35 protein-coding genes and 1 pseudogene are annotated in these 25990 nt (G+C 34.3%); 28 read left to right on the top strand and 8 right to left on the bottom strand.

Going from position 1 to position 25990, the window contains the following annotated elements; all coding sequences use genetic code 11:
* A partial coding sequence (locus tag G577_RS0104065; RefSeq protein WP_028790086.1) for a glycine betaine ABC transporter substrate-binding protein occupies nt 1-702 on the top strand: 702 nt, incomplete at its 5' end.
* A 52-nt stretch (nt 703-754) separates the two neighbouring features.
* Here the strand turns inward: G577_RS0104065 and G577_RS0104070 are convergent.
* Both G577_RS0104070 and G577_RS0104075 read right to left on the bottom strand, forming a co-directional pair.
* On the bottom strand, nt 755-1210 hold the full coding sequence (locus G577_RS0104070) for a DUF3021 domain-containing protein (RefSeq protein ID WP_038027606.1): 456 nt from the start codon (nt 1208-1210) through the stop codon (nt 755-757).
* Nucleotides 1204-1638, bottom strand: a complete 435-nt coding sequence (locus G577_RS0104075) for a LytTR family DNA-binding domain-containing protein (protein ID WP_028790088.1) — start codon at nt 1636-1638, stop codon at nt 1204-1206. The genes G577_RS0104070 and G577_RS0104075 overlap by 7 nt, the downstream gene beginning before the upstream one ends.
* 397 nt (nt 1639-2035) lie before the next feature.
* On the opposite strand from G577_RS0104075, the gene abc-f reads away from it, so the two are divergent.
* Both abc-f and G577_RS0104085 read left to right on the top strand, forming a co-directional pair.
* On the top strand, nt 2036-3514 hold the full coding sequence (abc-f, locus tag G577_RS0104080) for a ribosomal protection-like ABC-F family protein (protein WP_028790089.1): 1479 nt from the start codon (nt 2036-2038) through the stop codon (nt 3512-3514).
* 67 nt (nt 3515-3581) lie between these two features.
* Complete coding sequence (locus tag G577_RS0104085) at nt 3582-4529, top strand: zinc-binding dehydrogenase (protein WP_028790090.1); 948 nt, start codon at nt 3582-3584, stop codon at nt 4527-4529.
* Between the two features lie 50 nt (nt 4530-4579).
* Here the strand turns inward: G577_RS0104085 and G577_RS0104090 are convergent, their stop codons facing one another.
* Nucleotides 4580-5062, bottom strand: a complete 483-nt coding sequence (locus tag G577_RS0104090; RefSeq protein ID WP_028790091.1) for a GNAT family N-acetyltransferase — start codon at nt 5060-5062, stop codon at nt 4580-4582.
* A gap of 79 nt (nt 5063-5141) precedes the next feature.
* Nucleotides 5142-6065: a sugar-binding transcriptional regulator gene (locus tag G577_RS0104095; protein WP_162141348.1), complete on the bottom strand. Its 924-nt coding sequence runs from the start codon at nt 6063-6065 to the stop codon at nt 5142-5144.
* A 163-nt stretch (nt 6066-6228) separates the two neighbouring features.
* On the opposite strand from G577_RS0104095, the gene G577_RS0104100 reads away from it, so the two are divergent.
* The 17 genes and pseudogenes from G577_RS0104100 to G577_RS0104180 all read left to right on the top strand — a co-directional run bounded on the left by G577_RS0104100 (nt 6229) and on the right by G577_RS0104180 (nt 16480).
* Entirely contained in the window at nt 6229-6924 is a 696-nt protein-coding gene (locus tag G577_RS0104100) for a triose-phosphate isomerase (protein ID WP_028790093.1), read from the top strand.
* On the top strand, nt 6925-7443 hold the full coding sequence (locus tag G577_RS0104105; protein ID WP_028790094.1) for a YjbQ family protein: 519 nt from the start codon (nt 6925-6927) through the stop codon (nt 7441-7443).
* Nucleotides 7444-7458: 15 nt separating this feature from the next.
* Nucleotides 7459-8295 (top strand): class II fructose-bisphosphate aldolase, encoded by an 837-nt coding sequence (locus G577_RS0104110; RefSeq protein WP_028790095.1) that lies wholly within the window; start codon nt 7459-7461, stop codon nt 8293-8295.
* Between the two features lie 176 nt (nt 8296-8471).
* A complete protein-coding gene (locus tag G577_RS0104115) occupies nt 8472-9095 on the top strand; it encodes a GNAT family N-acetyltransferase (protein WP_028790096.1) in 624 nt (207 codons plus the stop codon).
* Nucleotides 9096-9278: 183 nt separating this feature from the next.
* Nucleotides 9279-9857: a hypothetical protein gene (locus tag G577_RS0104120; protein WP_051176636.1), complete on the top strand. Its 579-nt coding sequence runs from the start codon at nt 9279-9281 to the stop codon at nt 9855-9857.
* A gap of 528 nt (nt 9858-10385) precedes the next feature.
* Nucleotides 10386-10922 carry an Asp23/Gls24 family envelope stress response protein gene (locus tag G577_RS0104125; protein ID WP_028790098.1) on the top strand — a complete coding sequence of 179 codons (537 nt, stop codon included), beginning with the start codon at nt 10386-10388 and terminating at the stop codon, nt 10920-10922.
* Between the two features lie 104 nt (nt 10923-11026).
* Nucleotides 11027-11587, top strand: a complete 561-nt coding sequence (gene amaP, locus G577_RS0104130; RefSeq protein WP_028790099.1) for an alkaline shock response membrane anchor protein AmaP — start codon at nt 11027-11029, stop codon at nt 11585-11587.
* A gap of 11 nt (nt 11588-11598) precedes the next feature.
* Nucleotides 11599-11784 (top strand): DUF2273 domain-containing protein, encoded by a 186-nt coding sequence (locus G577_RS0104135; protein WP_028790100.1) that lies wholly within the window; start codon nt 11599-11601, stop codon nt 11782-11784.
* Nucleotides 11785-11789: 5 nt separating this feature from the next.
* Nucleotides 11790-12320 carry an Asp23/Gls24 family envelope stress response protein gene (locus G577_RS0104140; protein WP_028790101.1) on the top strand — a complete coding sequence of 177 codons (531 nt, stop codon included), beginning with the start codon at nt 11790-11792 and terminating at the stop codon, nt 12318-12320.
* Between the two features lie 294 nt (nt 12321-12614).
* Entirely contained in the window at nt 12615-13193 is a 579-nt protein-coding gene (locus tag G577_RS0104145; protein ID WP_028790102.1) for an acyltransferase, read from the top strand.
* Between the two features lie 7 nt (nt 13194-13200).
* Nucleotides 13201-13326 (top strand): annotated as a pseudogene (locus G577_RS12430) (oxidoreductase); the annotation flags it as partial.
* Between the two features lie 237 nt (nt 13327-13563).
* Nucleotides 13564-14049: a hypothetical protein gene (locus G577_RS0104160; protein ID WP_028790103.1), complete on the top strand. Its 486-nt coding sequence runs from the start codon at nt 13564-13566 to the stop codon at nt 14047-14049.
* A gap of 208 nt (nt 14050-14257) precedes the next feature.
* Nucleotides 14258-14473: a hypothetical protein gene (locus tag G577_RS12695; RefSeq protein WP_414625629.1), complete on the top strand. Its 216-nt coding sequence runs from the start codon at nt 14258-14260 to the stop codon at nt 14471-14473.
* Between the two features lie 25 nt (nt 14474-14498).
* A complete protein-coding gene (locus tag G577_RS0104170) occupies nt 14499-15125 on the top strand; it encodes a GNAT family N-acetyltransferase (RefSeq protein ID WP_028790104.1) in 627 nt (208 codons plus the stop codon).
* 28 nt (nt 15126-15153) lie between these two features.
* Nucleotides 15154-15735: a class I SAM-dependent methyltransferase gene (locus tag G577_RS11020; RefSeq protein ID WP_331279470.1), complete on the top strand. Its 582-nt coding sequence runs from the start codon at nt 15154-15156 to the stop codon at nt 15733-15735.
* 21 nt (nt 15736-15756) lie between these two features.
* Nucleotides 15757-15987 carry a hypothetical protein gene (locus G577_RS12630; protein ID WP_331279471.1) on the top strand — a complete coding sequence of 77 codons (231 nt, stop codon included), beginning with the start codon at nt 15757-15759 and terminating at the stop codon, nt 15985-15987.
* 25 nt (nt 15988-16012) lie between these two features.
* On the top strand, nt 16013-16480 hold the full coding sequence (locus G577_RS0104180) for a TspO/MBR family protein (protein WP_028790105.1): 468 nt from the start codon (nt 16013-16015) through the stop codon (nt 16478-16480).
* Nucleotides 16481-16525: 45 nt separating this feature from the next.
* Here G577_RS0104180 and G577_RS0104185 read toward each other — a convergent pair whose 3' ends face one another.
* Nucleotides 16526-16870, bottom strand: a complete 345-nt coding sequence (locus tag G577_RS0104185; protein ID WP_028790106.1) for an ArsR/SmtB family transcription factor — start codon at nt 16868-16870, stop codon at nt 16526-16528.
* Between the two features lie 206 nt (nt 16871-17076).
* Here G577_RS0104185 and G577_RS0104190 point away from each other — a divergent pair, with 206 nt between their 5' ends.
* The 6 genes from G577_RS0104190 to G577_RS0104220 all read left to right on the top strand — a co-directional run bounded on the left by G577_RS0104190 (nt 17077) and on the right by G577_RS0104220 (nt 21476).
* Entirely contained in the window at nt 17077-18078 is a 1002-nt protein-coding gene (locus G577_RS0104190; RefSeq protein ID WP_028790107.1) for an NADP-dependent oxidoreductase, read from the top strand.
* 17 nt (nt 18079-18095) lie between these two features.
* The gene (locus G577_RS0104195; RefSeq protein WP_028790108.1) at nt 18096-18770 is read left to right on the top strand and encodes a type 1 glutamine amidotransferase domain-containing protein; all 675 of its coding nucleotides are present in this window, start codon (nt 18096-18098) and stop codon (nt 18768-18770) included.
* Between the two features lie 447 nt (nt 18771-19217).
* A complete protein-coding gene (locus G577_RS0104205; protein ID WP_028790110.1) occupies nt 19218-19676 on the top strand; it encodes a GyrI-like domain-containing protein in 459 nt (152 codons plus the stop codon).
* Nucleotides 19677-19807: 131 nt separating this feature from the next.
* Nucleotides 19808-20002 carry a helix-turn-helix transcriptional regulator gene (locus G577_RS0104210; RefSeq protein ID WP_028790111.1) on the top strand — a complete coding sequence of 65 codons (195 nt, stop codon included), beginning with the start codon at nt 19808-19810 and terminating at the stop codon, nt 20000-20002.
* A gap of 23 nt (nt 20003-20025) precedes the next feature.
* Entirely contained in the window at nt 20026-20436 is a 411-nt protein-coding gene (locus G577_RS0104215; RefSeq protein WP_028790112.1) for a hypothetical protein, read from the top strand.
* A gap of 38 nt (nt 20437-20474) precedes the next feature.
* A complete protein-coding gene (locus G577_RS0104220) occupies nt 20475-21476 on the top strand; it encodes a zinc-dependent alcohol dehydrogenase family protein (protein WP_028790113.1) in 1002 nt (333 codons plus the stop codon).
* Between the two features lie 267 nt (nt 21477-21743).
* Here G577_RS0104220 and G577_RS0104225 read toward each other — a convergent pair whose 3' ends face one another.
* The gene (locus G577_RS0104225; RefSeq protein WP_028790114.1) at nt 21744-22391 is read right to left on the bottom strand and encodes an HAD family hydrolase; all 648 of its coding nucleotides are present in this window, start codon (nt 22389-22391) and stop codon (nt 21744-21746) included.
* Nucleotides 22384-23154: a DeoR/GlpR family DNA-binding transcription regulator gene (locus tag G577_RS0104230; protein WP_028790115.1), complete on the bottom strand. Its 771-nt coding sequence runs from the start codon at nt 23152-23154 to the stop codon at nt 22384-22386. The genes G577_RS0104225 and G577_RS0104230 overlap by 8 nt, the downstream gene beginning before the upstream one ends.
* Nucleotides 23155-23319: 165 nt before the next feature.
* Between G577_RS0104230 and gloB the strand changes: the two genes are divergently transcribed.
* Nucleotides 23320-24027 carry a hydroxyacylglutathione hydrolase gene (gene gloB, locus G577_RS0104235; RefSeq protein WP_028790116.1) on the top strand — a complete coding sequence of 236 codons (708 nt, stop codon included), beginning with the start codon at nt 23320-23322 and terminating at the stop codon, nt 24025-24027.
* A gap of 68 nt (nt 24028-24095) precedes the next feature.
* Here gloB and G577_RS0104240 read toward each other — a convergent pair whose 3' ends face one another.
* Nucleotides 24096-24689, bottom strand: a complete 594-nt coding sequence (locus tag G577_RS0104240) for a DJ-1/PfpI family protein (RefSeq protein WP_038025944.1) — start codon at nt 24687-24689, stop codon at nt 24096-24098.
* A 156-nt stretch (nt 24690-24845) separates the two neighbouring features.
* On the opposite strand from G577_RS0104240, the gene G577_RS0104245 reads away from it, so the two are divergent.
* A complete protein-coding gene (locus tag G577_RS0104245) occupies nt 24846-25925 on the top strand; it encodes a S66 family peptidase (protein ID WP_028790118.1) in 1080 nt (359 codons plus the stop codon).
* The last annotated feature ends 65 nt before the right edge of the window (nt 25926-25990 follow it).

Raw genomic sequence — 25990 nt, forward strand, 5'->3', positions numbered from 1 at the left:
TTAGAAGATATGGGTTATAATGTAAACATCACACCTTTAGATAATGCTGTAATGTGGGAAGCAGTAGCTAATGGTGAATCTGATGGTATGGTTGCAGGTTGGCTACCAGTGACTCACGAAGCACAATACGAAGAATTTGGAGACCAAGTGGAAGACTTAGGTCCAAACTTGCCAGACGCAGCTCAATTAGGAATTGTTGTACCTGAATATATGGATGTAGATTCAATTGAAGACTTGGATGACCAAGTACCAGACCAAGAAATTATCGGTATCGAACCAGGTGCTGGTGTAGTTGCTGCGGCTGAAGATACAGTAGATACTTATGATAACTTGTCTGATTGGGAAGTAACTCCTTCTTCTAGTGGTGCGATGACCTCACAATTGGGTAGTGCGATTCAAAATGAAGATCCAATTGTGATTACTGGTTGGTCGCCACATTGGATGTTCTCTCGTTACGATTTAAAATATCTTGAAGACCCAGAAGGAACCATGGGGGATGCTGAAAGTATTCATACAATGGTTCGCGAAGGGCTAGAAGATGACATGCCAGAGGTTTATAGCATATTGGATAACTTCGAATGGACCGAAGATGATATCAACGAAGTAATGCTAGAAATTGAAGATGGTACTGACCCAGAAGAAGCTGCTAGTGATTGGATTGAAGATAACCAAGATAAAGTCAACGAATGGGTAGAAGAATAAAACTAAAAAAAATCCTTTCAAGCGTCTCAAAGGACGTCTTGAAAGGATTTTTTTATTTATTTTGTTCGAAATGGTCATTAAGCGTTTGGATTTCTTTTTTTGCTTTTAACATAGAAGTAAACCAAATCACTAGATAGATCATAAAGAATATAAGAGTAAATTCTAGTAGTACTCCTAGATCTAAGGTAATCCATCCAGCTAAGACAGCTAAAGGCAAAAAGACCAAGTAAGTGACAATAAAGTGGGTTAAAGTCATCTTTAGTATACTCCAATCAGTGTCCGAAAAAATTAAATTCCCTAATGAAAAAATACAACCCATAGCTGACCAAAGAGCAATAGCAGCTAGGAAAGCGTATAATTCATTTGAAAAGTAGTTGATAAACTCGGGTGTTGCAGGTTGATAAATTTCCCCACCGTAGTAAAAAGAGTAGCCAATGGAAAGAGTTAATCCAATAAAAATTCCAACGATAACACCAGCTAATAAACGGAAAGTAACTTTTTTCAACATAGGAATCGCTCCTTTACTTTTTTTAGATACCTCTTGGATGAGCTTGTTTTTTCTCCATTTGTTAAGTGAATAAGAATTAACCCACTTTTTGTTAGTTCGAAATGTTGAATATAATTTAAATTCACAATTTCAGTATTAGAAATACGGACGAAAAAATCAGGTAATTGTTCTTCGAGTTCATATAAACGAAATTGGATAATAAACTCTTCTTGCACTGTGTGACCATAGACTTTCTTTTGACTTGAATAGAAATTGACAAAATTACTGACGGGAATGCGATAGCTTTTATCCTGTTTTTTTCCAATTAAGAGAGCAGATGTTTTCTCGATGTAGGCAACAATTTCATTTATTTGTTTCGTTTGTGCTTGTGTCTTTAAAATGATTCTCTCTTTTTCTATTTGCTTATCGATTTCTAATTGTACTTTCATTCCTATTCCCTCCTTTGAAATAAGCATAAGTTATTTTTCTTTAAAAGTATATAGATTATAGACGGTCGGTAGATTTTAGAAGATAAGTGAATGTGATTTTATTATTTAAAGATCAAACAAAGACGTTTACTTTTTTCTTCGATTCATTTATTATGAAGCTGAAATAATTATTAACAGGAGGGAAGTATAGCATGACTGCATCTATGAGATTGCGTTTTTTACTTTTGAATAAATAACTAAATAAAAAATTCAAAAGTCTTAGGAATAGCGATTTCAAGGGATGAGTGTATACTTTTCTAATAAATATAAATTGAAATGGCAAGGATAGTTCTGTAAAAAGACTATCCTTTTTTGTGTGCTCATTTTTCCTTTTCCTAAGTAAGAAAGGGAATTTATCATGGAAAACTTAACTGTTAAATTAACAAATATAAAACAAAATTTTGGAGCAAAAGAAGTTCTATCAATCAAAGAACTGTCTGCTTATGAAAATGATCGCATTGGTATTATTGGAGAAAATGGTCAAGGGAAATCGACTTTACTACAAATTATCTATGGAGATTTAACCCCAGAAGGAACCGTCCAAAAAGAAATTGAATTTAATTATTTTCCACAAATAGCAGAAATTGATGAATTATTTCATATAGATACGCTTGATTGGGAATTGGTCAGTCAATTTGGCATACCTAAAAATAATGTTCAAACCTTCAGCGGAGGCGAAAAATCAAAGTTTCGTTTGGCTCAAATTCTTTCAACTTATCAAATGGGGCTATTACTAGATGAGCCCACAACTCATCTTGACCAAAGAAGTGTTAAGAAATTGGTGGAAGAATTACGTTATTATTATGGAACATTGCTTTTTGTTAGTCATGATCGTTACTTTTTGAATCAATTAGCTGATAAAATATGGGAAGTTCAAGATGGTAAAGTGGCTGAGTATGAAGGTAACTACGATGCTTACAAACAACAAAAAGAGTTAGAAGAAATGGAAAAGAGACGCGAAACTGAAAACTATCTGCAAGAAAAAAGACATTTAGAAGCAGCGATTGCCAAAAAGAAAGCACAAGCAGAAAAAGCAAATAAAGTTTCGAATAAGAAGAAACAACAAAGCATTCGACCAGATCGTTTATCTTCTTCCAAACAAAAAGATACTGTTCAAAAGTCGATTCAAAAATCTGCGAAATCTATGGAGTCACGTTTATCTAAATTACAAGAAGTAACTCCTAATAAACAAAAGACAGAGATTATTTTTCCGACGCCACAATCTGTAGAAATTCATAATAAGTATCCTATTCGTGGGGAAAATCTAACGTTAATGGCAGGTAATAAGATGATTTTAAACCAAGTAGATTTTCATTTTGGGCTAGGAAAGAAAATCGCGATTATAGGAGATAATGGGGGTGGTAAAACTACGCTACTAGATTCTATTGTAACTAATAAAGAAGGTATTGTTTTATCACCTAAAGTCGTATTTTCTATTTATCGACAAATGGATTATAAATTATTTGGAGAAGAAACGATTTTGTCTTTTCTGATGAAGCACACAGAATATCCAGAAAGCCTGGTTCGTAGTATTTTAAATCACTTAAATTTCGCACAGTTTGAGTTAAATAAGCCACTATCTGCTTTAAGTGGCGGCGAGGCTACAAGATTATCTATTGCCTTGGTATTTACGCGTTCTTCTAATGTATTAATCTTAGATGAACCGACCAATTTTATTGACTTATCGACCATTGAAGCATTGGAAAAACTAATGACTAACTACAAGGGGACAGTGCTGTTTACTTCGCATGATCCCTATTTTGTAAAGGAAGTAGCTGATGAAATTTATATGATAAAAAATGGGAAATTGCATGTGGCTTCAAAGGAAAGCATTTGACCCTCTTTTCTTTAAACATTAAGATAAATAGAGATAGTTTATTAAAAACAGGAAAAGGAGAGCTACGATGAAAGCTGTCACAATCACGGAAAATAATGAAATTGAAGTCAAACAACGGGAAGCGCCTCAAGCAAGTGTAGGAGAAGTCCTTGTTAAAGTCCAAGCTGCTGGAATGAATAATGCGGATGTCATGCAAAAAATAGGAGGTTATCCAGCTCCTGTCGATGCCCCGGCTGACATTCCTGGGTTGGAATTTGCTGGAGACATCGTGGAATTAGGTCCGCAAACAGAACGTTTTTCTCTTGGTGATCATGTCATGGGTTTAGTTAGTGGGGGCGCACAGGCAGAAATTATTGCTGTGAATGAACGCTTTTTAATGTCAATGCCTGATTCTTTAAGTTGGCAAGAAGCGGGCAGTTTTCCAGAAGCTTTTATTACCGCTCATGATGCTTTAGCAACCAAAGGGAACTTGCGTCCTGGAGAACGTGTACTGATTACTGGAGCAGCTGGTGCTGTGGGAGTTGCCGCTATACAAATTGCAAAGGTAATAGGTGCCCAAGTAGTTGCTTCTGTACGAAATCCTGATACTAGAGAAAAGACGAAAAAGTTAGGAGCGGATGAAGCTATTGCGCCAGATGAAATGCAAGACTATGGACTTTATGATGTCATTATAGAACTAATCGGTGCGGCAGATTTTGAAGCAAACATAGATGCGTTGCGTTATGGTGGAAGGATTGTTTGTATTGGTTTTATGAGTGGCGCTGAAGCAAATGTGGATATATCTAAACTTGCCTTTAAACAAGCCGCTATTTATGGGACTTCATTACGCAAAAGACCTAAAGAAGATAAAGCAATAGCTATTCGAGCAGTTGAAAAAGAAATTCTGCCTTTTGTTGAAAATAAAGAAGTGATCGTACCGTTATATGCTACTTACCCACTAGATGATGGGAAAAAAGCTTACGACGAGTACAATCAAAAGGGGAAATTTGGTCAAATAGTATTGGTCAATGAATAATAGTAAATGAAAAAGTACTTGAACCGTTCTTAAGTGGTTCAAGTACTTTTTTATAGGCTTCGGTACATAATATACATATCGGAATAAATCCCATCTTTTAAACGAAATCCTGAAGGAATAGTTCCAACAATCCCAAAGTTAAATTTCTCATAGGTGTGGATGGCTGCTTTATTAGAAGCGACAACGGCATTAAACTGCATCCCTTGAAAGCCTGATTCTTTTGCTCGTTCGAGTGAGTCTTGGACTAAGTGAGGGAAAATTTTCTTTCCACGAAAGGCTTTATTCATACAATAACTTGTGTTGGCTACATGGTTGCAACGACCGATGTTATTAGGATGGGTTATGTAAAAACCTGCGACTTCGTTTTCGATAATGATGCTTCTTACAATGGTTTGTTCCATCAGATAGTTTTCAAAGGCATCTTGCGTGAATAACTCCTCTCCTGGAAAGGCATTGCCATCTTCTAATATATCATTCCAAATAGCCGTCATTTGTGCAAGATATTTAGGATGATAATTTTCAAAGGTAAACATAAACATACTCCTCCATTTTTAATAATCGTATTGTATCATGTTTACAAATGGTAAAAAATGGCTGGCATTTAGAGAGAATTTATAATGTAGCTGCGATTTCTGTATCGATAATTAAATGATCGACAACATCACGTTTTAATAAATGTTGAATACTAGGTGCTTTTTCTTTACCCGAAGCGACAACAACAACTTCTTTGATAGATCTTAAATCTTCCAAAGTAACACCGATCATTTTCTGCGAGATATTTGTCATTACGGACTCTCCATCTTGATTAAAAAAAGTGGCTAATAGATCTCCAATGACGTTCTTTTCTTTCATTTGTCGAATATCTGTGTCATTAAAATAACCCAAATACCGATAAGAGGAGGATTCTATCGGATTACCAACTGCTGTAACTGCCATATCGACGTTTTTTCCTTTATCGATAATATCTTGGATAAATTGTGATTGCTCAAAAGTTTGTTTCATTTCTAAACTTTCAGCAATGGCAGGGGCATAAAAATAATCAACGTGACAATTATACTTTTGGGCTAGGGTGAACGCTAAATGGTTGGATTGATTTTTAACATCTGTTACATCAATACCACCGATTAACGGTACGATCGATAAGTCTCCAAAATTATGATAACTTGCTGCTTCGACAAAGCGATTGAGCGTACTCCCCCAACCAATTCCCAAGCTTTGGATTCGTTTCAAATTGTTTTCGACAAAAGTGGCACATAAATTCCCCACTTCTTGTTTGACTTCTTCTTTAGATCCCGTGGCTGAAGAAATACGTACGGTTTGTAAACCATATTTTCGAGCTAAGAGCTCTTGTTGCTCAAAATTCATAATTTCTGAATCTTGAATAGAAATTTTCACTACCCCACGTTCAACCGATTCTTTAAGCAAAGCTGCCACTGTAGGTCTAGAAACGCCGAGTTGTTTTGCTATATCTGTCTGATTGACATTTTCTTTGTAAAAAAGTAAGGCAGCTTTTAACATCATTTGATCTCTATTCATCATTATCTCCTAAAATCTATCTGTTTTTATTTATTGTAACATGTTTTCCAAGTGAAAATTAACTTATCATTTGGCAAAACTCTATTGACATTTCTTTTTATACTAATTATACTTAATTATGACAAATGTAAAATTATTTTACAAATGGAAAGGATGATAGAGGATGGAAATACAAGCACCGTTTTTTGCTTTTAATCCCAAATCTTATTTTTATGGAGAACAGCTTTTAGCATTAGCCAAAAAAGCAGACGAATTAGCTGAAAAGTATCCGTATATGACAATTTTTGTGACAGCTCCCTATGCAGACTTAGCCAATATTGCCAAGCAAACGAAACATATCATTGTTACGGCTCAACATATGGACGGTATGGAGCCTGGACGAGGAATGGGGGCAGTGTTACCTGAATCTATTGCCGCTGCAGGAGCAGGCGCCGTTTTTTTAAATCACGCTGAGCGTCCTTTGCAGTTGACTGAGTTAGTTTCTGCTATCAAAAAAGCTAAAAAACTAGAAATGAAAACAATTGTATGCGCTAACTCGATAGAGGAAGCTCGTTCGATCGCATTACTTAAACCAGACATTTTACTTTGTGAACCTACAGAATTAATTGGAACTGGAAAAACAAGTGATGAAGACTATATCCAAAAAACCAATCAAGCGATTAAAGAAATTGACTCAGAGATTTTTATTTTGCAGGCTGCAGGAATAAGCACACCAGAAGATGTCTATCACACCTTACAATTAGGTACAGATGGTACGGGTTGTACTAGCGGGATTACCAAAGCAGTTTCACCCGAAAAGACATTGGGTGACATGATAGAAGCTGTTAATCAAGTGTATAAAGAAAGCGTGGGAAAATAAATGCAGGTAAAACACGATGCTTTAAAGATTGAATCTAATGGCACTAGAGTAACCTATACAGATATTACAGAAATGATAAAAGAAAAAATCCAAGAAGCAGGCATTCAAGATGGATTTTGCGTGGTTAGTTCGCAACATACGACATGTTCGGTTATATTTGAAGAATTTGTTCATGATAAGGACTGGAATGGCGATGAATTATTACAAGTTGATTTGAATCATATCTTAGAAAAAATCATTCCTAGACAATTAACTGAAAGCGATTACTTATATCCTGGAGAGAAACATGTTCAATTTTTAGAAGAATTATCGCAACAAACGCCAGGTTACCCCAATGATTTAACAACCATTTTAAATGCAGATGCCCACATGAAAGCTTCTCTTTTCGGATCAAATGAGACACTAATTATAAAAGATGGTAAACCGCTAATTGGTTCTGTGGGATATATTTATTTTGTAGATTGGGATCAAAATAGAAAACGTCAGCGAACTTGTAATTTAATGATGATGGGCAATTAAAAAAGGAGAAAAATAATGTTAGTAAATGCTAAAAAGATATTACTTTATGCCAAAAAAGAAAATTTTGCGGTGCCAGCGACAAATTTCATCGATTTAGATACAGCGCGTTCTTATGTTACTGTGGCTCAGCAAAGAGGTTTACCTTTAATACTTGCTTACGCTCAATCTCATAACAAACTGATCTCACTTGAAGAAGCCGCTTTGATTGGAAAATTTTTAGCTAAAAAAAATGATGTCCCTATTGTTCTTCATTTAGACCATGGCGAAGACACGGATTTTATTTTTCAAGCGATTGATTTAGGCTTTACTTCAGTTATGATTGATGCTTCAAGTGCGCCCTTTCAAGAAAATATAGCAACGACAAAAAAAGTCGTTGATTATGCTCATCAGTATGATGTTACGGTCGAAGCAGAACTAGGTCATGTAGATTCTAATGATTTTTCCGAATCGCCAACGGTTACTGATTCAATCTACACTGAAGTAGAAGACGTACTAGAATTTGTAGATAAAACGAACGTTGATTCTTTGGCAATTTCAATCGGAACAGCTCATGGTATTTATAAAGGAACACCTCAAATACACTTTGACCGACTAGAAGAAATTGATCGAATGACAAAAGTTCCGTTGGTATTGCATGGAGGATCTTCGAGTGGAGATACGAATTTGAATCGCTGTGCAACTCATGGTATTAGTAAAGTAAACATTTTTTCAGATTTCATTCATGAAGCATTTTCTGTAATTCATAAAAAAGAGCCTGAAGATTACCTAGAGCTAAAAACATTAGTAAATCAAACTATGGAAGAAGTATTAAATCATTATTATGATGTTTTTGAAACAAAATCGATAAAGTAATCAAAAATTAAATTTGTAGAAAAGCCACGAAAATGCATTGTGTCAATATTTTTGTGGCTTTTTTTATAGAAATTGCAAAATATGTTAATTCTTTGATAGAAAACTCTTTTAAAATGAGGCAAATAAAGTTATGATATGGCAGGTGGAAAAAGAACAAAGTCTCGGGGGTGAATATTTTGCAATTTCGAGAAGCAAATGAAACAGATCTAACAAGGATTGCTCAATTATTAGCGGATGCCTTTTTAAATTATCCTTTGTTTACCATTATTGAAGCAAACAAAACACAAAGACATCAATTGATCTATGAGATTTATTACATTAATGCAAAATTGTATATGACAAAACATAAGTGTTTTGTGATTATGCAAGGTCAGGATTTAGTCGCTGTGGCATTGTTGAAAGATTTAAAAAACAATCAAGAAGAATTGTTGGATTATTTCCGAATGGGTTTTTACCCCCTTTTTAAGCAAAAATTATTAGCCAAAACAATAAAATATTTAAAGTTGATCTATAGTATCAATGACCTTATGCCCCAAAGACAGGACGAAAGTTGGTACTTAGACACTTTTGCTGTCTCGAAAAAGGCTCAAGGACTAGGGATCGGTAGTAAGGTATTACAAGACGATATTTTTTCTTATATACAAACTCAAGGCGGCGGAAACTTATTTTTAGCTACTAATACCAAGTTAAATCGAAAATTTTATCAAAAAAATGGATTTGCGGAATATCAGGAGAAAGAACTAAAATTAGGTAGCCATGTTGTTAAGGATTGGGGCTACTATAAGAAAATAACTGCTTAAAAAATGGGCTCTTACTTGTTTACCTTGTAAGAGCCCATTTTTTTGTTTGTGCTGGAGTGGAAATACTTTAATAAACCATAAATTTCCTTTATACTTATCCATGCCTTCAGTTATTGTATGGGTATTTATTAACTAGCAAATAAACTATATTTTAGGGGATAAAAAATAAAGGAGTGATGGTGTTTGGACGTGGTAAGTATTATCAATGCTATAGGGTCTGTTGGTACACTTGTTATGGCGGTTTTTTATTTAATTCTAGGCTCTGTGCAGCTTTATCAGATGCGCATAAGATTCTATTCTGCACTTGGGTTTGAACAAACATTTATTGTTAATGACAACGGAAATCTTAAACTACAGAGCGCAAGAGATTTGGTAAGAGGAACCGATGAAGGAATTAATTACTTCAACCTATATAATATAGGTGGAGGTACAGCAAAAAGTATCAATATTAGAATTTACTTGAATCGAAATATGGTATTACAAGAAAAATATGTGCATATTCTTCCTGGTGATGAAAGTTATTTACTCCCTGTGAATGACCGTGTACATGAGGGTTTAAACCAAGCGCTACTAAAAGATCGTGAAAAAGCCGAATTGACGATTACGATGGATTATAAAAGTAGTATTAGTCAAAAGTGGCAACATACAGCATTGGTTGCTCAATTTGACACATTTAGCGATAGTGAAAAGGGACGAACAATCTTTGAGGCTCAATTTGTCAACATTGATAGCGAGAGCTATAATGATAACAAAAGAAAATAAATGGCTAAAAAGTCTAATAAGTAAATAGTAAAAAAGGTAAGTATTAACCTGCAATTTTGTAATAAATTGTGGGTTATTTTTCTGCTTTAATCTATGGTTAGAAGAGGAAAAACCAATGAATAATATGATTGAAACAAAACAGTTAACGAAGAGATTTAAGCATAGGGGGGATTAAATCTTGAATTATCAAAAATAAACACCACTGGAAAAATATTATGGATGGTGCCAAAGTCGTCGGTGCAAAAGGAACCATGTTTTTATTTAAACAAATGCGCTGAGATAAAATGAAGGGAAATTTTGTTTTCTAGCCTTTATTATGGCAAAAAATAAGAAAAAATGGATGGTTATTGCTGGTAGTTTATGGGGGTTTCACATATAATAAGAGTAGAAAAAATAATATAATTACGAACGCTTTTCATTGTTTCTAAGAGTAATATAACAGGGTCTTTGCTTTTTACTTGCAAAAAAAGAATGTCTTAAAGTAAGCTAAAATAGCAAGTGATATAAAATAAATGAGGAGGAATAAGTATGGCAAACCAATCAGAAGAATTTGCTTCAACGCAAGAGAATACACAAGTTTCCGGTGAACTAACCTTTAATGATAAAGTGGTTCAAAAAATCATTGGAATTGCAATGGAAAAAATAGATGGTTTATTAAATATCAAAGGTGGCTTCTTCTCATCTGTTGCTGGCAAAGTTGCTAATACGGATAATGTAACAGCTGGGATTGATACAGAAGTTGGGAAAAAACAAGTGGCTGTAGACATGGAAATTATTTGTGAATATGGTAAAGATGCAGCCAAAATCTATGATGAAATTAAACAAGTTGTGTCAACAGAAGTGAAAAAGATGACACATTTAGATGTTATCGAAATTAATGTCAACGTTGCAGACATCCAAACGATTGAAGAGTATGAACAAAACAAAGAAACTTTGCAAGATAAAGCAAGTGAAGCTGCTGACTCTGTTAGTAATTACGCGTCTGAACAGACCGAACAAGCGACAGAAAAGATCAATGAGGGTGTCGAAAAAGCAGAAGAGAAAACCGAACCAAACGTCCAATAATTGTAAAATTGGAATCCTAAGAGAGGGCTTGGAATAGTTAATAAATGTGAAAAGTGCTCTCTTTTTTGTTTTAATATGAGCTCAATGTCAGAGAGGGTGAAGTTATGGGAAAAGGGTGGAAATTTGTTGCTAGTATTTTATCATTAGCATTATTAGTTACCTTATTTTCTGTATTTATTGAAAACCAACAGGCAGTCCAGTTACCCGTTTATTTTATTTCAATGGATGATTATCCACTTGTTGGTCCTTACGCACAGCCGATTTTATTTTGGCTAAGCGTTGGATTTATGGTTATTACAGTGTTGTTTTTGATTGTGATCCTTTTTTATCCGAAGAAGCGGAATACATTAATCATTGATCATGAGAATGGGACGTTAAAAGTTCAAAGAAGAGCGATCGAAAATTTTGTATTAAAAATTGTGCAAAAGGAACCATTTATTGAAAATCCTACGGTAAGAGCAAAAATGACTAAGAAAAAAATAAAAATCAAAATTGCCGGTCATTTACGGAAGTCTATGAGCATTTCAGATAAGCAAAATGCTTTAGTAGAGGAAGTCAAAAATGAAGTGACTACTTTGATAGGAACGACGGATAATATCAAAACAGAAGTCAACTTGCAAAATTACTGGAAAGAAAACACGAATAGTGGAAGAAAAGTAGAATAGGAGGTTGTCGCATGCAAGAATTATTTCAGCGTTATCAATATGGCATCTTTGGTGGCGGAATTGGTTTAGTATTGGCAATTCTTCTATTGACGATCGGCTTTTTAAAAACTTTATTAGTTATCGTTTGTGTCTTTTTAGGTGCTTATATTGGTCTTTATTTAAATACCATTGGTTTTTTTGACCGCTTTAAAAAATAAAAATATTGGAGGAACAAAATATGGAAAATAAAACAAACAGCTCAGTAAATCAACAAGTACCAGGAGAACTAACTTTTTCTGATAAAGTGATTCAAAAAATTATCGGCTTTGCTTTAGCAGATATTGATGGACTACTAACCATTGATGGTGGTTTCTTCTCAAATATTGCTGAAAAATTAGTGAATACGAACAATGTGACGACGGGTATTCAGACAGAGGTAGGAAAAAAACAAGTGGCTGTTGATATGGATATTGTTGTTGAATTTGGTAAGGATATTAGAAATATCTATGATGAAGTAAAAAACGTGATTTCAAATGAGGTTAACAGTATGACCCATTTAGACGTGGTAGAAGTTAACGTCAATGTAGTGGATATTAAATCACAAGAAGAGTACGAAGAAGATAGTGAAACAGTTCAAGATAAAGTAAGTGATGCAGCTAGTTCAACAGGGCAATATATTTCAAAGCAAACGAGCAAAACAACAAGAAAAGCACAAAATGAAGTTCAAGAAAGAACAGAGCCGCGCGTAGAATAAAAAATACTGGTGTGTAAATAATAAGCAGGAGGAGTCTTCTGGAGACTTTTCCTGCTTATTTGTTGATAAATTCTTTGTTTGCTGTAAGAGTTTTCCAATGTAGTGTTTTGATGATTAGCCAATGTAATAAACACCATGAAATAGTGAACTTTTTTCTATGTACAAATGCATCGTTTAATATTATTATAAGTAGTTGATGTTTGCATCATATCAATTTATAATAATCTTTTAAAGTCAATGGTTCATATGACTCATTTAAAGGCAATGGATTTTAGACAGGAGGAAAAGTGGAAAATGGAATTACAAGGGCTTTTAAGAGAAATTGCAGAAAAAGGTGTGCTTTACCCAAATACTGAGGCTATTCAAATGATGGATAAAGTATCTAATGAAGCGCGGGAATTATGTACGAAACTTAATACAGGAGTTTATACGGATGAAGAAATTCGACAGCAAATGTCTCAGATCACGGGAAAAGAATTAGACGAAAACTTTGCTTTATTTTTACCCTTTACTACTGATTTTGGAAAAAATATAAATATTGGGAAAAATGTATTTATTAACTCCGGATGTCGTTTTCAAGACCAAGGCGGTATTGTTTTAGAAGACCAAAGTTTACTTGGGCATAATGTGGTTTTAGCGACGATTAACCATGATTACGATCCAGATAACCGTGGCACGCTGCATTTAGCTCCTGTTGTGCTAAAAGAAAAAACTTGGATTGGATCAAATGTAACCATTCTTCCTGGCGTAACTGTTGGGGAAAATTCAGTTGTTGCTGCAGGTTCTGTCGTAACGAAGGACGTGGCTCCTAATACGGTTGTAGGGGGTAATCCAGCTAAATTTATTAGTCATTTAGAAGATAAATTAAAATAAGAAAAACATTTTATTTGGTGAAGCAACAGCAAAGTTATTAGCTAGTCGCGGTGCGAAATTGGTTTTAGGCGCACGACGTGATGAAAATCTAAAAGAAATCACTGAGGCAACCAAAGAAGATGGGGGCGAAGCGACCTAAAATGCTTTTTAGTAAAGGGTTCATTAGCTAGTCAAAAATTTAAGGGCAGGGCAGTATGGATGGTTATTCTAACGACGTTATTGATGTTTGCAAAGGCAAGTTTTTGAATCATTTACAGGCTATGATTTTGTATATTACTTGTTTTAAAAAAAGGCGTTTTTTAGCAAAAAATTTGGACGAACGTTTGTAATATGTTATCCTGAAAAAGATTAAATAAAAGAGGATATTTTTATGAAACGTTTAAAAATAACAACAATTGTCTTAGCATCTACTATGCTATTGATGGGGTGTACTCAACAAACAGATTCTGAAAATAATGAAGATAACGAAGTAGCCGCCACTTCTGAAACGGTCGAAACAACAGAAGAAGCTAGTACAGAAAGTGCTAGTTCAGATGAACAGTCAGAAACAGAGGAGGCTACAGAAGAAACTTCTACTGAAGAATCATCAACAGAATCGTCAACTACTGAAAGTGTAGAGGCGGAAAATAATGTTGCTGAATTAGAAGAAGGGCCTGAATTGCAAGATACGATTGACAATGTGGAAGATTTGAACGTCGAAACTGCGACAGATAACCCTAATAAAAGAGTATTGTTATTTACTGGCGAAGACGAACAACAACCTCAATATAAAAGTGTATTTATTAAACAACAGAACCGTTTGAAGATCATTGACACTGTTAACGACGATCTTTTAATGAATCAAGTCATTGATTAATTAAAAATTACTTTTCATTCTAATGAAGATAAAAAAGAAAAATATTCTTCAAAAATAGATAATAAAAGCCGGACTTACGAGAAATTATGACTAGTTTTCGTAAGTCCGGCTTTTTCTTTATAAGGATCAGAAAACGAATTTTAGATGAAACATGTTATAATATAGATATATCTGGAAGCTTGTGTGATGGAATACATCAAAATTAAAAATGTCCAGCAAAATAATTTGCAAGAAGTATCAGTTAAAATCCCCAAAGTACCAACTAAGCGTGGTAACAGGCGTTTCTGGTTCTGGGAAATCTTCTCTTGTATTTGATACTTTTGAAATTGAAGGTGGGAGATTGACTTTTTCTGGAACAGTTGAAGAATTAGAAAAAGCTCAACACACAGTGACCGCTCCTTTATTTGACAGCAGGGAAAACTGAATTGCAGACCAAAAGGATGAGGAAATTGAGTAATAATAAAATGACCTTCCACTTGCTTAAAGAAGATAACAATGAATTAGCTCAAGCTATAAAGTTGTTTGTTGAAACTTTTAAAACAGAAACAATTACCGCTCATACGTATAATTTTAACCATGAGCTGACGGAAAAACAGTACTATAAAGCTTCTTTATTAAACGCTAAGCTTTGTATCAAGCAAGGACACGATATCATCATTGCTAAAATTAACGACACTATGGTAAGAGTTTCTATTATAAAAAAAGTACCTCAAAATTCTTTGTTTGACACATTAAGAATCATTTTCCCAGAGGCTTTCAAGTTACTCCCATTATTAACAAAAATAAATTATAGAAATGCATTTTCTATGAGCAAAACAATGAAATTAACCTATCCTTTAAAAGAAAACTATGTCACTTTAGCGGCAATTGCTGTGACTTCAGATTATCAAGGAAAAGGTGTGGGTAAACAATTGTTAAATGAAATCCACCAACGATATAAGAAAGATTTCGAGTCGATTTACTTATATACAGCGGACGAAAAAAATAAGGACCTTTATTCACACATTGGTTATGAAATGGTTGAGCGTAAACAAGCAAGTCATTTTAGCGTCTATCATATGATTTATCGATTTTAGATAAGAAGAGTAAAAAAGGAAGGTATGAATGTTTTATAATTTAAAAGAGAGCTTAGAAAAGCCAGCCCTTTATACAAAATCAAAAGAAGCTTTTTGGGATGATGAATATATCTCGAAACAAATGCTAAAAGCACATTTAGACCCGGATGTTTCTGGTGCGAGTCGCAAACTTTCTTTTATCGAACAATCTGTGTCTTGGATCAAAGAAAAAATTCCGGCACAAACCTATCCCGAACTACTTGATATAGGTTGCGGCCCAGGAATATATGCAGAAAAGATTGCTTTAGAGAATTATCAAGTAACGGGCGTTGACTTTTCCAAGCGATCGATTGATTATGCCAAAAAGTCCGCCCAGCAACATGGCTTAGCAAATACTTATTATTATCAAGATTATTTAGCAATGGATTTAAAGCAAAGCTTTGATTTAGCTACATTAATCTATTGTGATTATGGGGCTTTATCGACTAAGGATCGTCAAACTTTACTGCATAATATTTATCAGCATTTAAAACAAGGTGGGAAATTATTACTTGATGTCTTTTCCCAAAAATTTTATCAACAATTTCAAGAAGAACAAAAGTGGGAAAACTGTGAAAACGGAGGTTTTTGACGTCCAGATGAGTATATTGCATTGTACGGAAATTATAAGTATTCGAATGATGTTACTTTAGAACAAACTACGATTGTTTCAGATACAGAAATCACACCTTATTATGTGTGGAATACTTGTTTTACAAAGGACGCATTGATACAAGAAATGCAAGAAGCTGGTTTTGAGTTTTGTGAAATTTTTAGCGATGTTACTGGACGAGCTTATAATGAAGAAAATGAGACGATGGCTATTATTGTAGAAAAAAATTAGTAAAAAAATTTAGGAGGTCAAGTGTATGAGAAAGTGGGTTATTTGGTTAATAAGTGTCGTGGGTATTGAATTGACTGGGATTATTTCCGGATTTTTTGCAGGAGATATCCAAAGTGTTTATCAACAATTGCAAAAACCGCCTCTTTCGCCACCAGGAGATATTATTGGAACAATCTGGACTATTTTATATGCGTTAATGGGAACTGCGCTGTTCTTGTTGATTATCTCTAAAGTTTCTAAGAAGATGAAGGTTGCAGCCATTATGCTTTTTGCGATACAACAAATATTGAATTTTTCGTGGAGTATTTTATTCTTTGGCGGAAATCATTATTGGATCGCTAGTCTTGTAATTATTCTACTTATTACCATGATCATTTTCTGTATGCGCGTATTTTATTATATCAATAAAGCAGCAAGTTTTCTATTTGCCCCTTATTTCATTTGGTGTTTTTATGCTGGATACTTATGCTTAGGGCTAGCTATTTTAAATTAGAAAAAAGGAAGGAAAAAGCCAGTTATCGTGCTTTTCCTTCCCTTTTTATTTATTTTCCTCTTTGGTTTCTAACAAAGCTAATAGGTGATCGATTAACTTTTTCATATCTTTAACATTATCGATCATATTAGAGAAATAATAATAGTTTTTAGTTCCTTCGCTGCGGATAGATACAATGTTTGCTTGTTTTAAAATATTTAAATGGTGGGAAACGGCAGGTCTAGATAATTGAGTAATTTCAGTTAGATCGATAACACGTAATCCATCACAAGATTCTTGTTCTAGTAAAGTCATAATAATGAGCTGTCTTTTTTCGTCGCCTAAAGCTAAAAGAAAATTCCTGGTATCAACAAACTCTGCTTTTAATTGTTGTAAATCTTGTTTTTCCATGATGTACCTCTCTTTAGTTTATTCGTTCAATTCATTGAACCATCGTTTGTTTTGATTGTCAAACTTTTGTTTAATATCTCTTGCTATATTGAGTAATAACAAAAACAAAGTTGTTGACTTATTTTCAAAAAAAGCATAGGATAAATTTCGTAAATTCAATGGTTTAAACCTTTGAACGATTAGGAGGAAAAAGAGTGACACAAACAATGAAAGCAATGGGAATTTCTCAATATAAACAAGAAAAATTAGAAGAACTAACCTTACCGCTACCAGAAATTTCGGAAAATGAAGTGTTGGTAGAAATTGTAGCCGCAAGTATTAATCCGATTGATTTAAAAATTCGGGATGGTAAGTTAAAACTGTTACTCCATTATGATATGCCTTTAGTTTTGGGAAATGATTTTGCGGGAAGGATTGTAAAAATAGGTGGGAAAGTTACGAAATTTAAAGTAGGCGATGAAGTTTACGGGCGTCCGAAAAAGTCTAAAATTGGAACATTTGCTGAATATATTGGTATTGACCAAGCGGATATCGCATTAAAACCTAAAAACCTTACATTTGAAGAAGCTGCTTCGATTCCTTTAGTTGGTTTAACGAGCTATCAAGCTTTGCATGATGTTATGCAAGTACAACCTGGGGATAAAGTATTGATCCAAGCCGGTTCTGGTGGAATTGGTACAATTGCCATTCAATTGGCTAAATTGATGGGCGTTTACGTTGCTACCACAGCAAGCGATAAAGGAAAAGATTTAGTGACTCGCTTGGGTGCAGATCAAATTGTGAATTATCGTAAAGAAAATTTTGCAGAGGTATTGAGTGATTTTGATGATGTTTATGACACTTTAGGCGGGCAAAACCTATTGGATGGCTTTAAGATTCTAAAACCGGGAGGCAATATAGTAACACTTAGCGGCACACCGAATGCGCGTTTTGGCAAAAAATATGGTGTAGGCTGGTTTAAAACAATGCTTTTTGGGCTAGCTTCGGCTAAATTAACTCGCTTAGAAAAGAAGTATGATGTGAACTATCATTTTCTATTTATGAAACCAAGTGGTTCACAACTTGAAATTTTACGTAATTATATTGAAGATGGGAAATTAGAACCCATTGTTGATCGTGTTTTTTCTTTTGCACAAACACAAGAAGCAGTAGAATATTCAGAATCTGGCCATGCTAAAGGAAAAATTATCATTAAAATAAATGAATAGGGAAAAGAGGGCGACTAATGAAAAAGATACTTGTTGTATTAACCAACACAGTAAAATATGGGGAGAAAAATGCGGCTACTGGTTTATGGTTAGGCGAAGCAACGGAGTTTGTAGCTGAAGTTCAAAAGCAAGGTTTTGAAATAGATTACGTAAGTCCGCAAGGTGGTTTTGTCCCCTTGGATCCGCGTAGCATGAAATCGATTGATGATGAATCCTTTGCTATTTATGAGCAACCTCAATTCCAAGAAAAAGCACTGGCTCATTCGTTACAGCCTAGTCAAGTGAATTCTTCAGACTATTTAGGCATCTATTATACAGGTGGCCATGGTGTAATGTGGGATTTTCCTAATAGTCCTGAATTAGAAAAAATTAGTTTGCAAATTTATCAAAATAACGGTTATGTTACGTCGGTTTGCCATGGTATCGCAGGTCTATTATTTATGAAAGATAGCAATGGCGAGTATTTCGTAAAAGATAAAAAGATTACAGGCTTTACTACCACTGAAGAATACCTTAGTGGAAAAAGCTCTGTTGTCCCATTTTATAATGAGAAAGTCGCGGAAGAACATGGCGCGCAATTTGTTAAAGCAAGAGCTTTTAAATCATTTGCCGTACAAGATGGACGAATTATTACTGGTCAAAATCCATTTTCTGCAAAAGCCGTAGCTCAGAAATTTTTGGAGAACGTGTAAGAAAAATTGGTTGAAAGCTATCCTTCAAACAACCAATTTCGCAATGTATTGGAGGCAACTCTTTGGATGTGCTCCCGATTCCAAATGTATTGGAGGCAACTTGACTGATGTGCCCCCAATCCCAAACGTATTGGAGGCAACTCTTTGGATGTGCTCCCAATTCCAAATGTATTGGAGGCAACTCTTTGGATGTGCCTCCGATTCCAAACGTATTGGAGGCGACTCTTTAGATGTGCTCCCAATTCCAAATGTATTGGAGGTGACTCTTTGGATGTGCTCCCAATCCCAAACGTATTGGAGGCAACTTCCTCGATATGCCTCCAATAATATTGGTACAAAAAATATAAAACGTTTTAAAAAAGTTAGTGAAAACCATTTTAAAGCGTGTTAACGTTATTTGTGAGGAATGATTAGCTAATCTTCTCAATATATTTTGGGAGGAAATGAATGAATTATAAAATTGAAATTTTAGTTAACCATAAAATAGTTTACGTGAGGAACACGGGAGAATATGGAAGTCCCGAGAATTTTCAAATGATGAAAGATTTTAAAAAGTGGATTTTCTATAATCAGTTAGAAAATAATAAAAAGACCCAGGGGATTGTTGGCATTGCACAAGATGACCCTCGAATAACACCGTCTGAACAATGTAGATATGATCTATTATTGTTTACTGATAAAGGCTTTTCACAGGATCCTCAAGTAAATATGGGATATTTTGAAGGGGAAAAATATGCAGTATTTACTGTTACTCATATTACAGAAGCAGTTGGTTCATTTTGGGAAAATATAAATGAACATATTTCAAAAAACGATTTAACTGTAAAAAATAGCCCCATTCTTGAGCGTTATAAAGAAGAAGAGGGAACAGATAAAATTTGCGAATTTTTAATCCCAATTAAATAGTCCCAAGAAAGAGAGCACTTCGAAATGCTCTTTTTTTTAATAAAATTGGAAGACATCTTGCATTTTTTAGAAATAAAAAGTAATATATAATTTACATAAGGAATGTATATATTACATAAAAGGAATGTGATATGATGCTCGCTAACAGAGTGAAAGAATTTAGAGTTGCTGCAGATCTTCAACAAAAAGAACTTGCTTCAGGCGTGGGTGTTACTAGACAAACGGTTAGTTTGATAGAAAAGGGACAATATAATCCTTCTTTAAAACTATGTTTGAGTATCTGTCACGTTTTAGAGCATACGCTAGATGAAATTTTCTATGTTTAATACTAAAAAGAAGAGTTGTATAAATGTTAAAAAAAGTGAAAGATGAACGCTTAACTAAAAAGGAACTGAAGTGTATTAAAGGATTAGCAATTTTACAAAACGTTGTTATATTTGGACTTTTAGTTCACCAAACTATACAAAAAGACGTACCAGCAAGAGAAATCTTTAATCTTAGTAATCCTTTATTTGTTGCTTTTGCTGTATTTTTTATTCCAATGATTATCGTTGAAAATATTATTGAATTATTAAACGAGGATGAAAATAAATATAGCCAAAAAAAGGTACTAGGCTTAACTTTTACTTTTACGCTACTTTTCATAGGTTTGGTCTATTTGTTTGATCCTGTCATTGGCTTTACTGGTATTAAGGTAGGATTCTTCGCTACTGCTTTTTTATTTTTATTCATGCAAGTAGTAAACCGTTTCCGACAATAAATAATTAAAAGTTTCAATTATTAGAAGGGCAAGTTATTATGAGTTATAAAAGTTTATACTATTCAGAATTTGGTGAACCAGAAGTAGTTATCCAAGAAACAAACAGAAGAATTTCACATTTAGATGAAGACGAAGCTTTAATTGAAATGATGATGGCACCAATAAATCCTTCAGATTTGATCCCTGTTACGGGAGCTTATGCTCACAGAATTTCATTACCAAGTACAGTTGGATACGAAGGCGTAGGAATTATAAAAAAAGTTGGAAGTCCAGAGAAGCAGTCTTTGCTAGGTAAAAAGGTCTTACCATTGAGAGAAGAAGGGACTTGGCAAGAAGCTGTAGTAATGAAAATTGATCATCTAATTTTAGTCCCTGAGACTATTGATCACAGGATTGCTTGCCAGACTTATATAAATCCCATTACGGCGTGGTTGCTTTGTACTAGAGAGTTTACATTAAGAAAACAAGATTTTTTATTGGTGAATGCTGGAAATTCTTCCATCGGAAAAATATTTATCCAACTTTCAAAAATTTTAGGATTTAAAATCATTTCAGTGATTCGTAGCGAGCAATATCGAAATAATTTAAGTGGATTAGGCGCGGATTACATTTTGAATTCAAGTGTGGAAGATGTCTTTGATGCAGTTATGAAAATAACTGAGGGAAAAGGCGTTAAAGCAGCTATAGATATGATTGGCAGTTCAGCTGGAACTACCTTAGCGCGTTGTGTCTCTGATGGTGGAGATTTTCGGACGATTGGTTTGTTGTCTGGCTACCAAGTGGATTGGAAATATATTGCAAATCATTTAAATATCACCGCAAGAATGTTTCACTTAAGACACTGGAGCGAAAACTGTTCTCTTGCAGAATGGCAAAAGCAGTTTGAAACGATTTTTCATTTAATATATAAAGGGGAGCTTCAGTTAACTTTCCCGCAACTCATTTATCCTTTTAACCAATATAAACAAGCCGCACAAAAAGCCTTAGATCCAACGGTAAAAGATAAAGTTTATCTTTCATTTAATAAATATGAAAGTTAAATTATTATAATTAAAAGATTATTTTAAGCACATAACAATAGAAAAGTAGTGGGGTTAAAACGTTATAAGCTCACTAGTTTTAGTAAGTAGTGAGCTAAAATCCAATATTTTATGGTAAATTTTCCGTTTTAAGTTAATAAGCGCATAAGTATTCCAAAACAGGGTGGTTAATAGGGTTTAAGCACATAACAAGTAAAAAGTAATGTTGTTAAAATATTTTAAGCACACTGTTTTGGAAAAGTAATGTGGCAATTTATTATTTTTGCCTCAAATCATGTCTGTTTTTATATTGGCTAAAGTTAGTACGTCTTTAGGCGTTGCCAAAGAAAAATCAATATCGGTAAAAGCGCTGGATTCTACTGCACCCCATTGAGCTACAGCAAATGAGACGCCACATGATTTCGCGCTTTTCATATCGTACAATGAATCTCCTACATATACTGTTTCTTTTTTATCTACCCCTAATTCCTCCAAAGCTTTTTGAATCGGATCTGGATTTGGTTTATGCAAGTCAGTATCAGAAGCTGTGACCTGTACTTTAAAATATTGCGTTAAACCAAAGGAATCAAACTCATTTTTCATTTCTTCTTGCGTTTTGGAGGTGACTACGCCTAGCTCAATACTTTGCGCATGTAGGTCTTTTATCACTTTTTCAATACCTGGAAAAAGCGTGGCATATTCTGAGAATAATAAAATATTATTGTTCCATTTAGTTAGAAGAGTCTCAAGTTCTGTATCATTTTCACTGAATTTTTTGATAGCTTCTCTACCTGGTATGCCTAAAATAAAATGTAAATCTTCAAGAGGGACTTCCAGTTGTTTTTCTTCTAATAAGGTTTTTTGCAGAGATCTAGTCATCACGTACTGGGTATCAATAATCGTACCATCTACATCAAATAGTATCGTTTTAAACATTTTTGCTCTCCTTTGTATAAAGAATTTTTGTTGGATCTATTTTTTCACTGAGTGCTGTGGGAAGTTTTCTATCTGTTATAAAAAAATCAATGTCATCAAATGAATACACGGGGAAATTATGGCTTAGTTCCACTTTAGTATGATCACATATGATGACTAAGAGCTTGCTTTGCTCCTTAATCTTAGTTTTCATTGCGATATCTTCTTCGTGTGCATAATAGATACCTTTCTCATCAATTCCAGCACAGCTAAGAAAAGCGATATCGATTTGATATTTAGAAAGTTCTAACAAAGGAGAACCGCCAGCTACTGAGCGAGTTTCTCCGTCTAAAGCGCCGCCCAACATTGTTGTTTTATAATTTGTATTTCTTAGCAATTGATCTGCTATATCAATTGAATTTGTGACAGAATGAAGTTCTTTTTTTGCTGGTAAGAACTGCGGTATTGCTGAAATAGTAGTAGAAACGTCAAAATAGATGAGCTTTTTCTGATTTATTAAAGAGACAGCTTTTTTAGCTAATTCTTTTTTTATTTGCGTCATATTATTTGTTCGATCTAAGTAACCATCTATCTTATTAAATGAGTTGACTAAGCTGATTCCACCATAGTTTCTTACAACTAAATTGTTATCAGATAATTTTATTGTATCTCGCCGAGCTGTATCTCTTGAAGAATTTGTAAGTTCAATAATATCTCGCAAACTCAAAGATTTTTTCTTTTTTAGTTCTTCCATGATCTTCAATAGTCGTTTTTGTTGATTCATATTCTCTCCATTTTAAGTTACTTTAAGTATAATTTTAAAATACACTATAATCGCTTAAATGTAAATCTCAAAAATAAAACCTTTCAAGTAGCAGCTATGAGTTAACATATAGTTATATTTACAGTAAAATGAATATAAGAAAAATAATAGAAAGTAGGAGATAAGATGACAGTAACAGCTTTAAAGGCTTTATCGGATAATTATATTTGGCTTTATCAAAAGGATAACGATCTTGTAGTTGTAGACCCAGGGGAAGCGCAGCCTGTTTTAGATTATTTAGCGCATCATGAGGGAGTTCATTTGTCTGCCATTTTACTGACTCATAATCATGCAGATCATACCGGTGGCGTCAGAGAAATTGTAGCTGAATATCCGGATACTGCGGTTTATGGTCCTGAGGAATGTCGAACTTATGCTACAAATATAGTGCATGAAGGAGAAACCATTGACTTATTAGACAGTAGTTGGGAAATTATGTCAGTTCCTGGGCATACAAATGGACACATTGCTTATTTAGTTGATGATGAGGTGTTTTGTGGCGACGCCTTATTTATGGCTGGTTGTGGCAGAGTCTTTACTGGAGATTATCAAGCTCAGTTTGAGACCGTCAATAAATTTGGACAGCTCGCTGATGGTACTAAAGTCTATGCAGCTCATGAATATTCAGACACCAATTTACGTTTTGCCAAAGAAGTGGATCCGTCAAATTCAACTGTAAAAGAAATACTAAAAAAAGTCCAGCAGCAAAGAGAAAATAATGAAGTAACTTTGCCTTCGACAATCGAAATAGAAAAAGAAATCAACCCATTTATCCGTGCGAATGATTTTGATGAGTTTGTTCAATTAAGAAATAAACGTGATGGGTTTAATTGATGATATTGAAAAAGAGCGAGCCTCTAATTAGGTATCGCTCTTTTTCATATTATTTAAACGGAGCCATCTTATTTTTTAGCAAACGGATCGTTATTAGGGTCATCATTCCAAATATATTCAATGTCAGACGCAATTTTTTCTGCTAGATTTTTACCATATTGATCTGCAATAAAGCCCAATGCCATATCCATTCCTGCAGATACACCTGAAGAAGTATAATATTTATCTGTTGCTATCCATCTAGCTTTTTCTTGCCAAAGGACCGATTCATTCACGGATTTGACCCACTCGAAAGCTCTTTTGTTGCTAGTAGCTTTTTTGTCATTTAAAAGCTCTGTTTTTGCTAGTAAAGCAGCCCCTGTACAGATGGTTAGTACATTCGTTGCTGTTAGACTGATTTGTCTTAATTTTTCGATCCATTCTTGATCATTTACCAAAGTTCTAGTTCCTTTACCTCCAGGGAGAATAATAATATCTCCATTTATCAAATGAGTGATGGGTTGTGTCGTCATTTCTACTCCTTGGCTACTTTTAACAAGCCCACCTTTCATAGAGTAGTAATTCAAATGATAGTTCTCTTGCAAACGACCGAAAATTTCTATTACGCCAAATAGGTCCAGTGTTTCAAATTCATCAAATACTAAAAAATTTACGTTGATCATCGTTGGCCTCCTTGTAGCTAGTAGGGTTATTTTATCATAGAATAAAAAAGATCATGCTAATAAAGCTATATGATGATTAAGTATGTTATACTTGAAAATAATTTTAAAAGGATCCTTACGAAGTGTTAAATACAAATCAAAATAGGGGGCTTAATTATGAACAAACCTAAGGGACTAAAAAGAGGAGACAGAGTGGCTATTGTAAGCTTATCAAGCGGGATCTTAGGGGAATCATTTGCGTCTCATCAATTAGATCTTGGCAAAGAAAGATTGAAATCATTTGGTTTGAAGCCCTTGACAATGCCAAATTCGTTGAAGGGGATGGAATATTTAAAGAATCATCCTGAAGCCCGTGCTCAGGATTTAAAGGAGGCTTTTGCAGACGATTCAATTGCTGGAATTTTTTGTGCCATCGGAGGAGACGATACCTACCGTTTGCTTCCTTATTTGATGGAAGATGAAGAGTTTATACAAAATGTGAAAAACAACTCCAAAATTTTTTCCGGTTTTTCTGACACGACGGTAAATCATTTGATGTTTTACCGTTTAGGAATGGAATCTTTTTATGGGTTAAATATTTTAAGCGATCTAGCTGAATTAGAAAATGACATGCTGCCTTATACAAAAGAAACTTTTTTAAGTTATTTTGCAGGAAAGGAGCTAACGGCTGCTCCAGCAACACAATGGTGGTATGAAGAACGGCAAGATTTTTCAGTAGAATCTGCCGGGACAAAAAGGACAAAACATGATGAAACTCATGGCTCTGAACTTTTACAAGGGGGAGAAAGTGTGTCTGGACAACTTCTTGGTGGATGTTTAGAAAGTCTATATGAATGTTTAGTTGGAGAACGTTATGCAGATCAAAATGACATTGTTCAAAAATATAATATTTTTCCAACATTAGAAGAATGGAAAGGAAAAATTATGTTTTTAGAAACAAGTGAAGAAAAAGCTTCGCCTGAAAAGTTAAGAGAAATGCTGACGGTATTTAAAGACAAAGGAATTTTTTCAGTGATTCAAGGGTTAATTGTAGGAAAACCCCAAAATGAAGCTTACTACGATGAATATAAAAAAGTTTATAAAGAAGTTATTGCAGACGACACCCTTCCTATTTTATACAATCTACCTTTTGGCCATGCTTTTCCTCGAACTTTGTTACCTTATGGATTGAAAACAACGATAGATACAGACAAGAAAACTTTAGTGTTTGACGAACCTTATTTTGTTTCAGGATAGCTATGCTTCATCTTAGATAAAAAACACCCCATTTCGCAGAGCGTTGAGGACTCAACAAATCAAGA

The organism is Tetragenococcus muriaticus DSM 15685, assembly GCF_000423785.1.
Lineage (GTDB): Bacteria > Bacillota > Bacilli > Lactobacillales > Enterococcaceae > Tetragenococcus > Tetragenococcus muriaticus.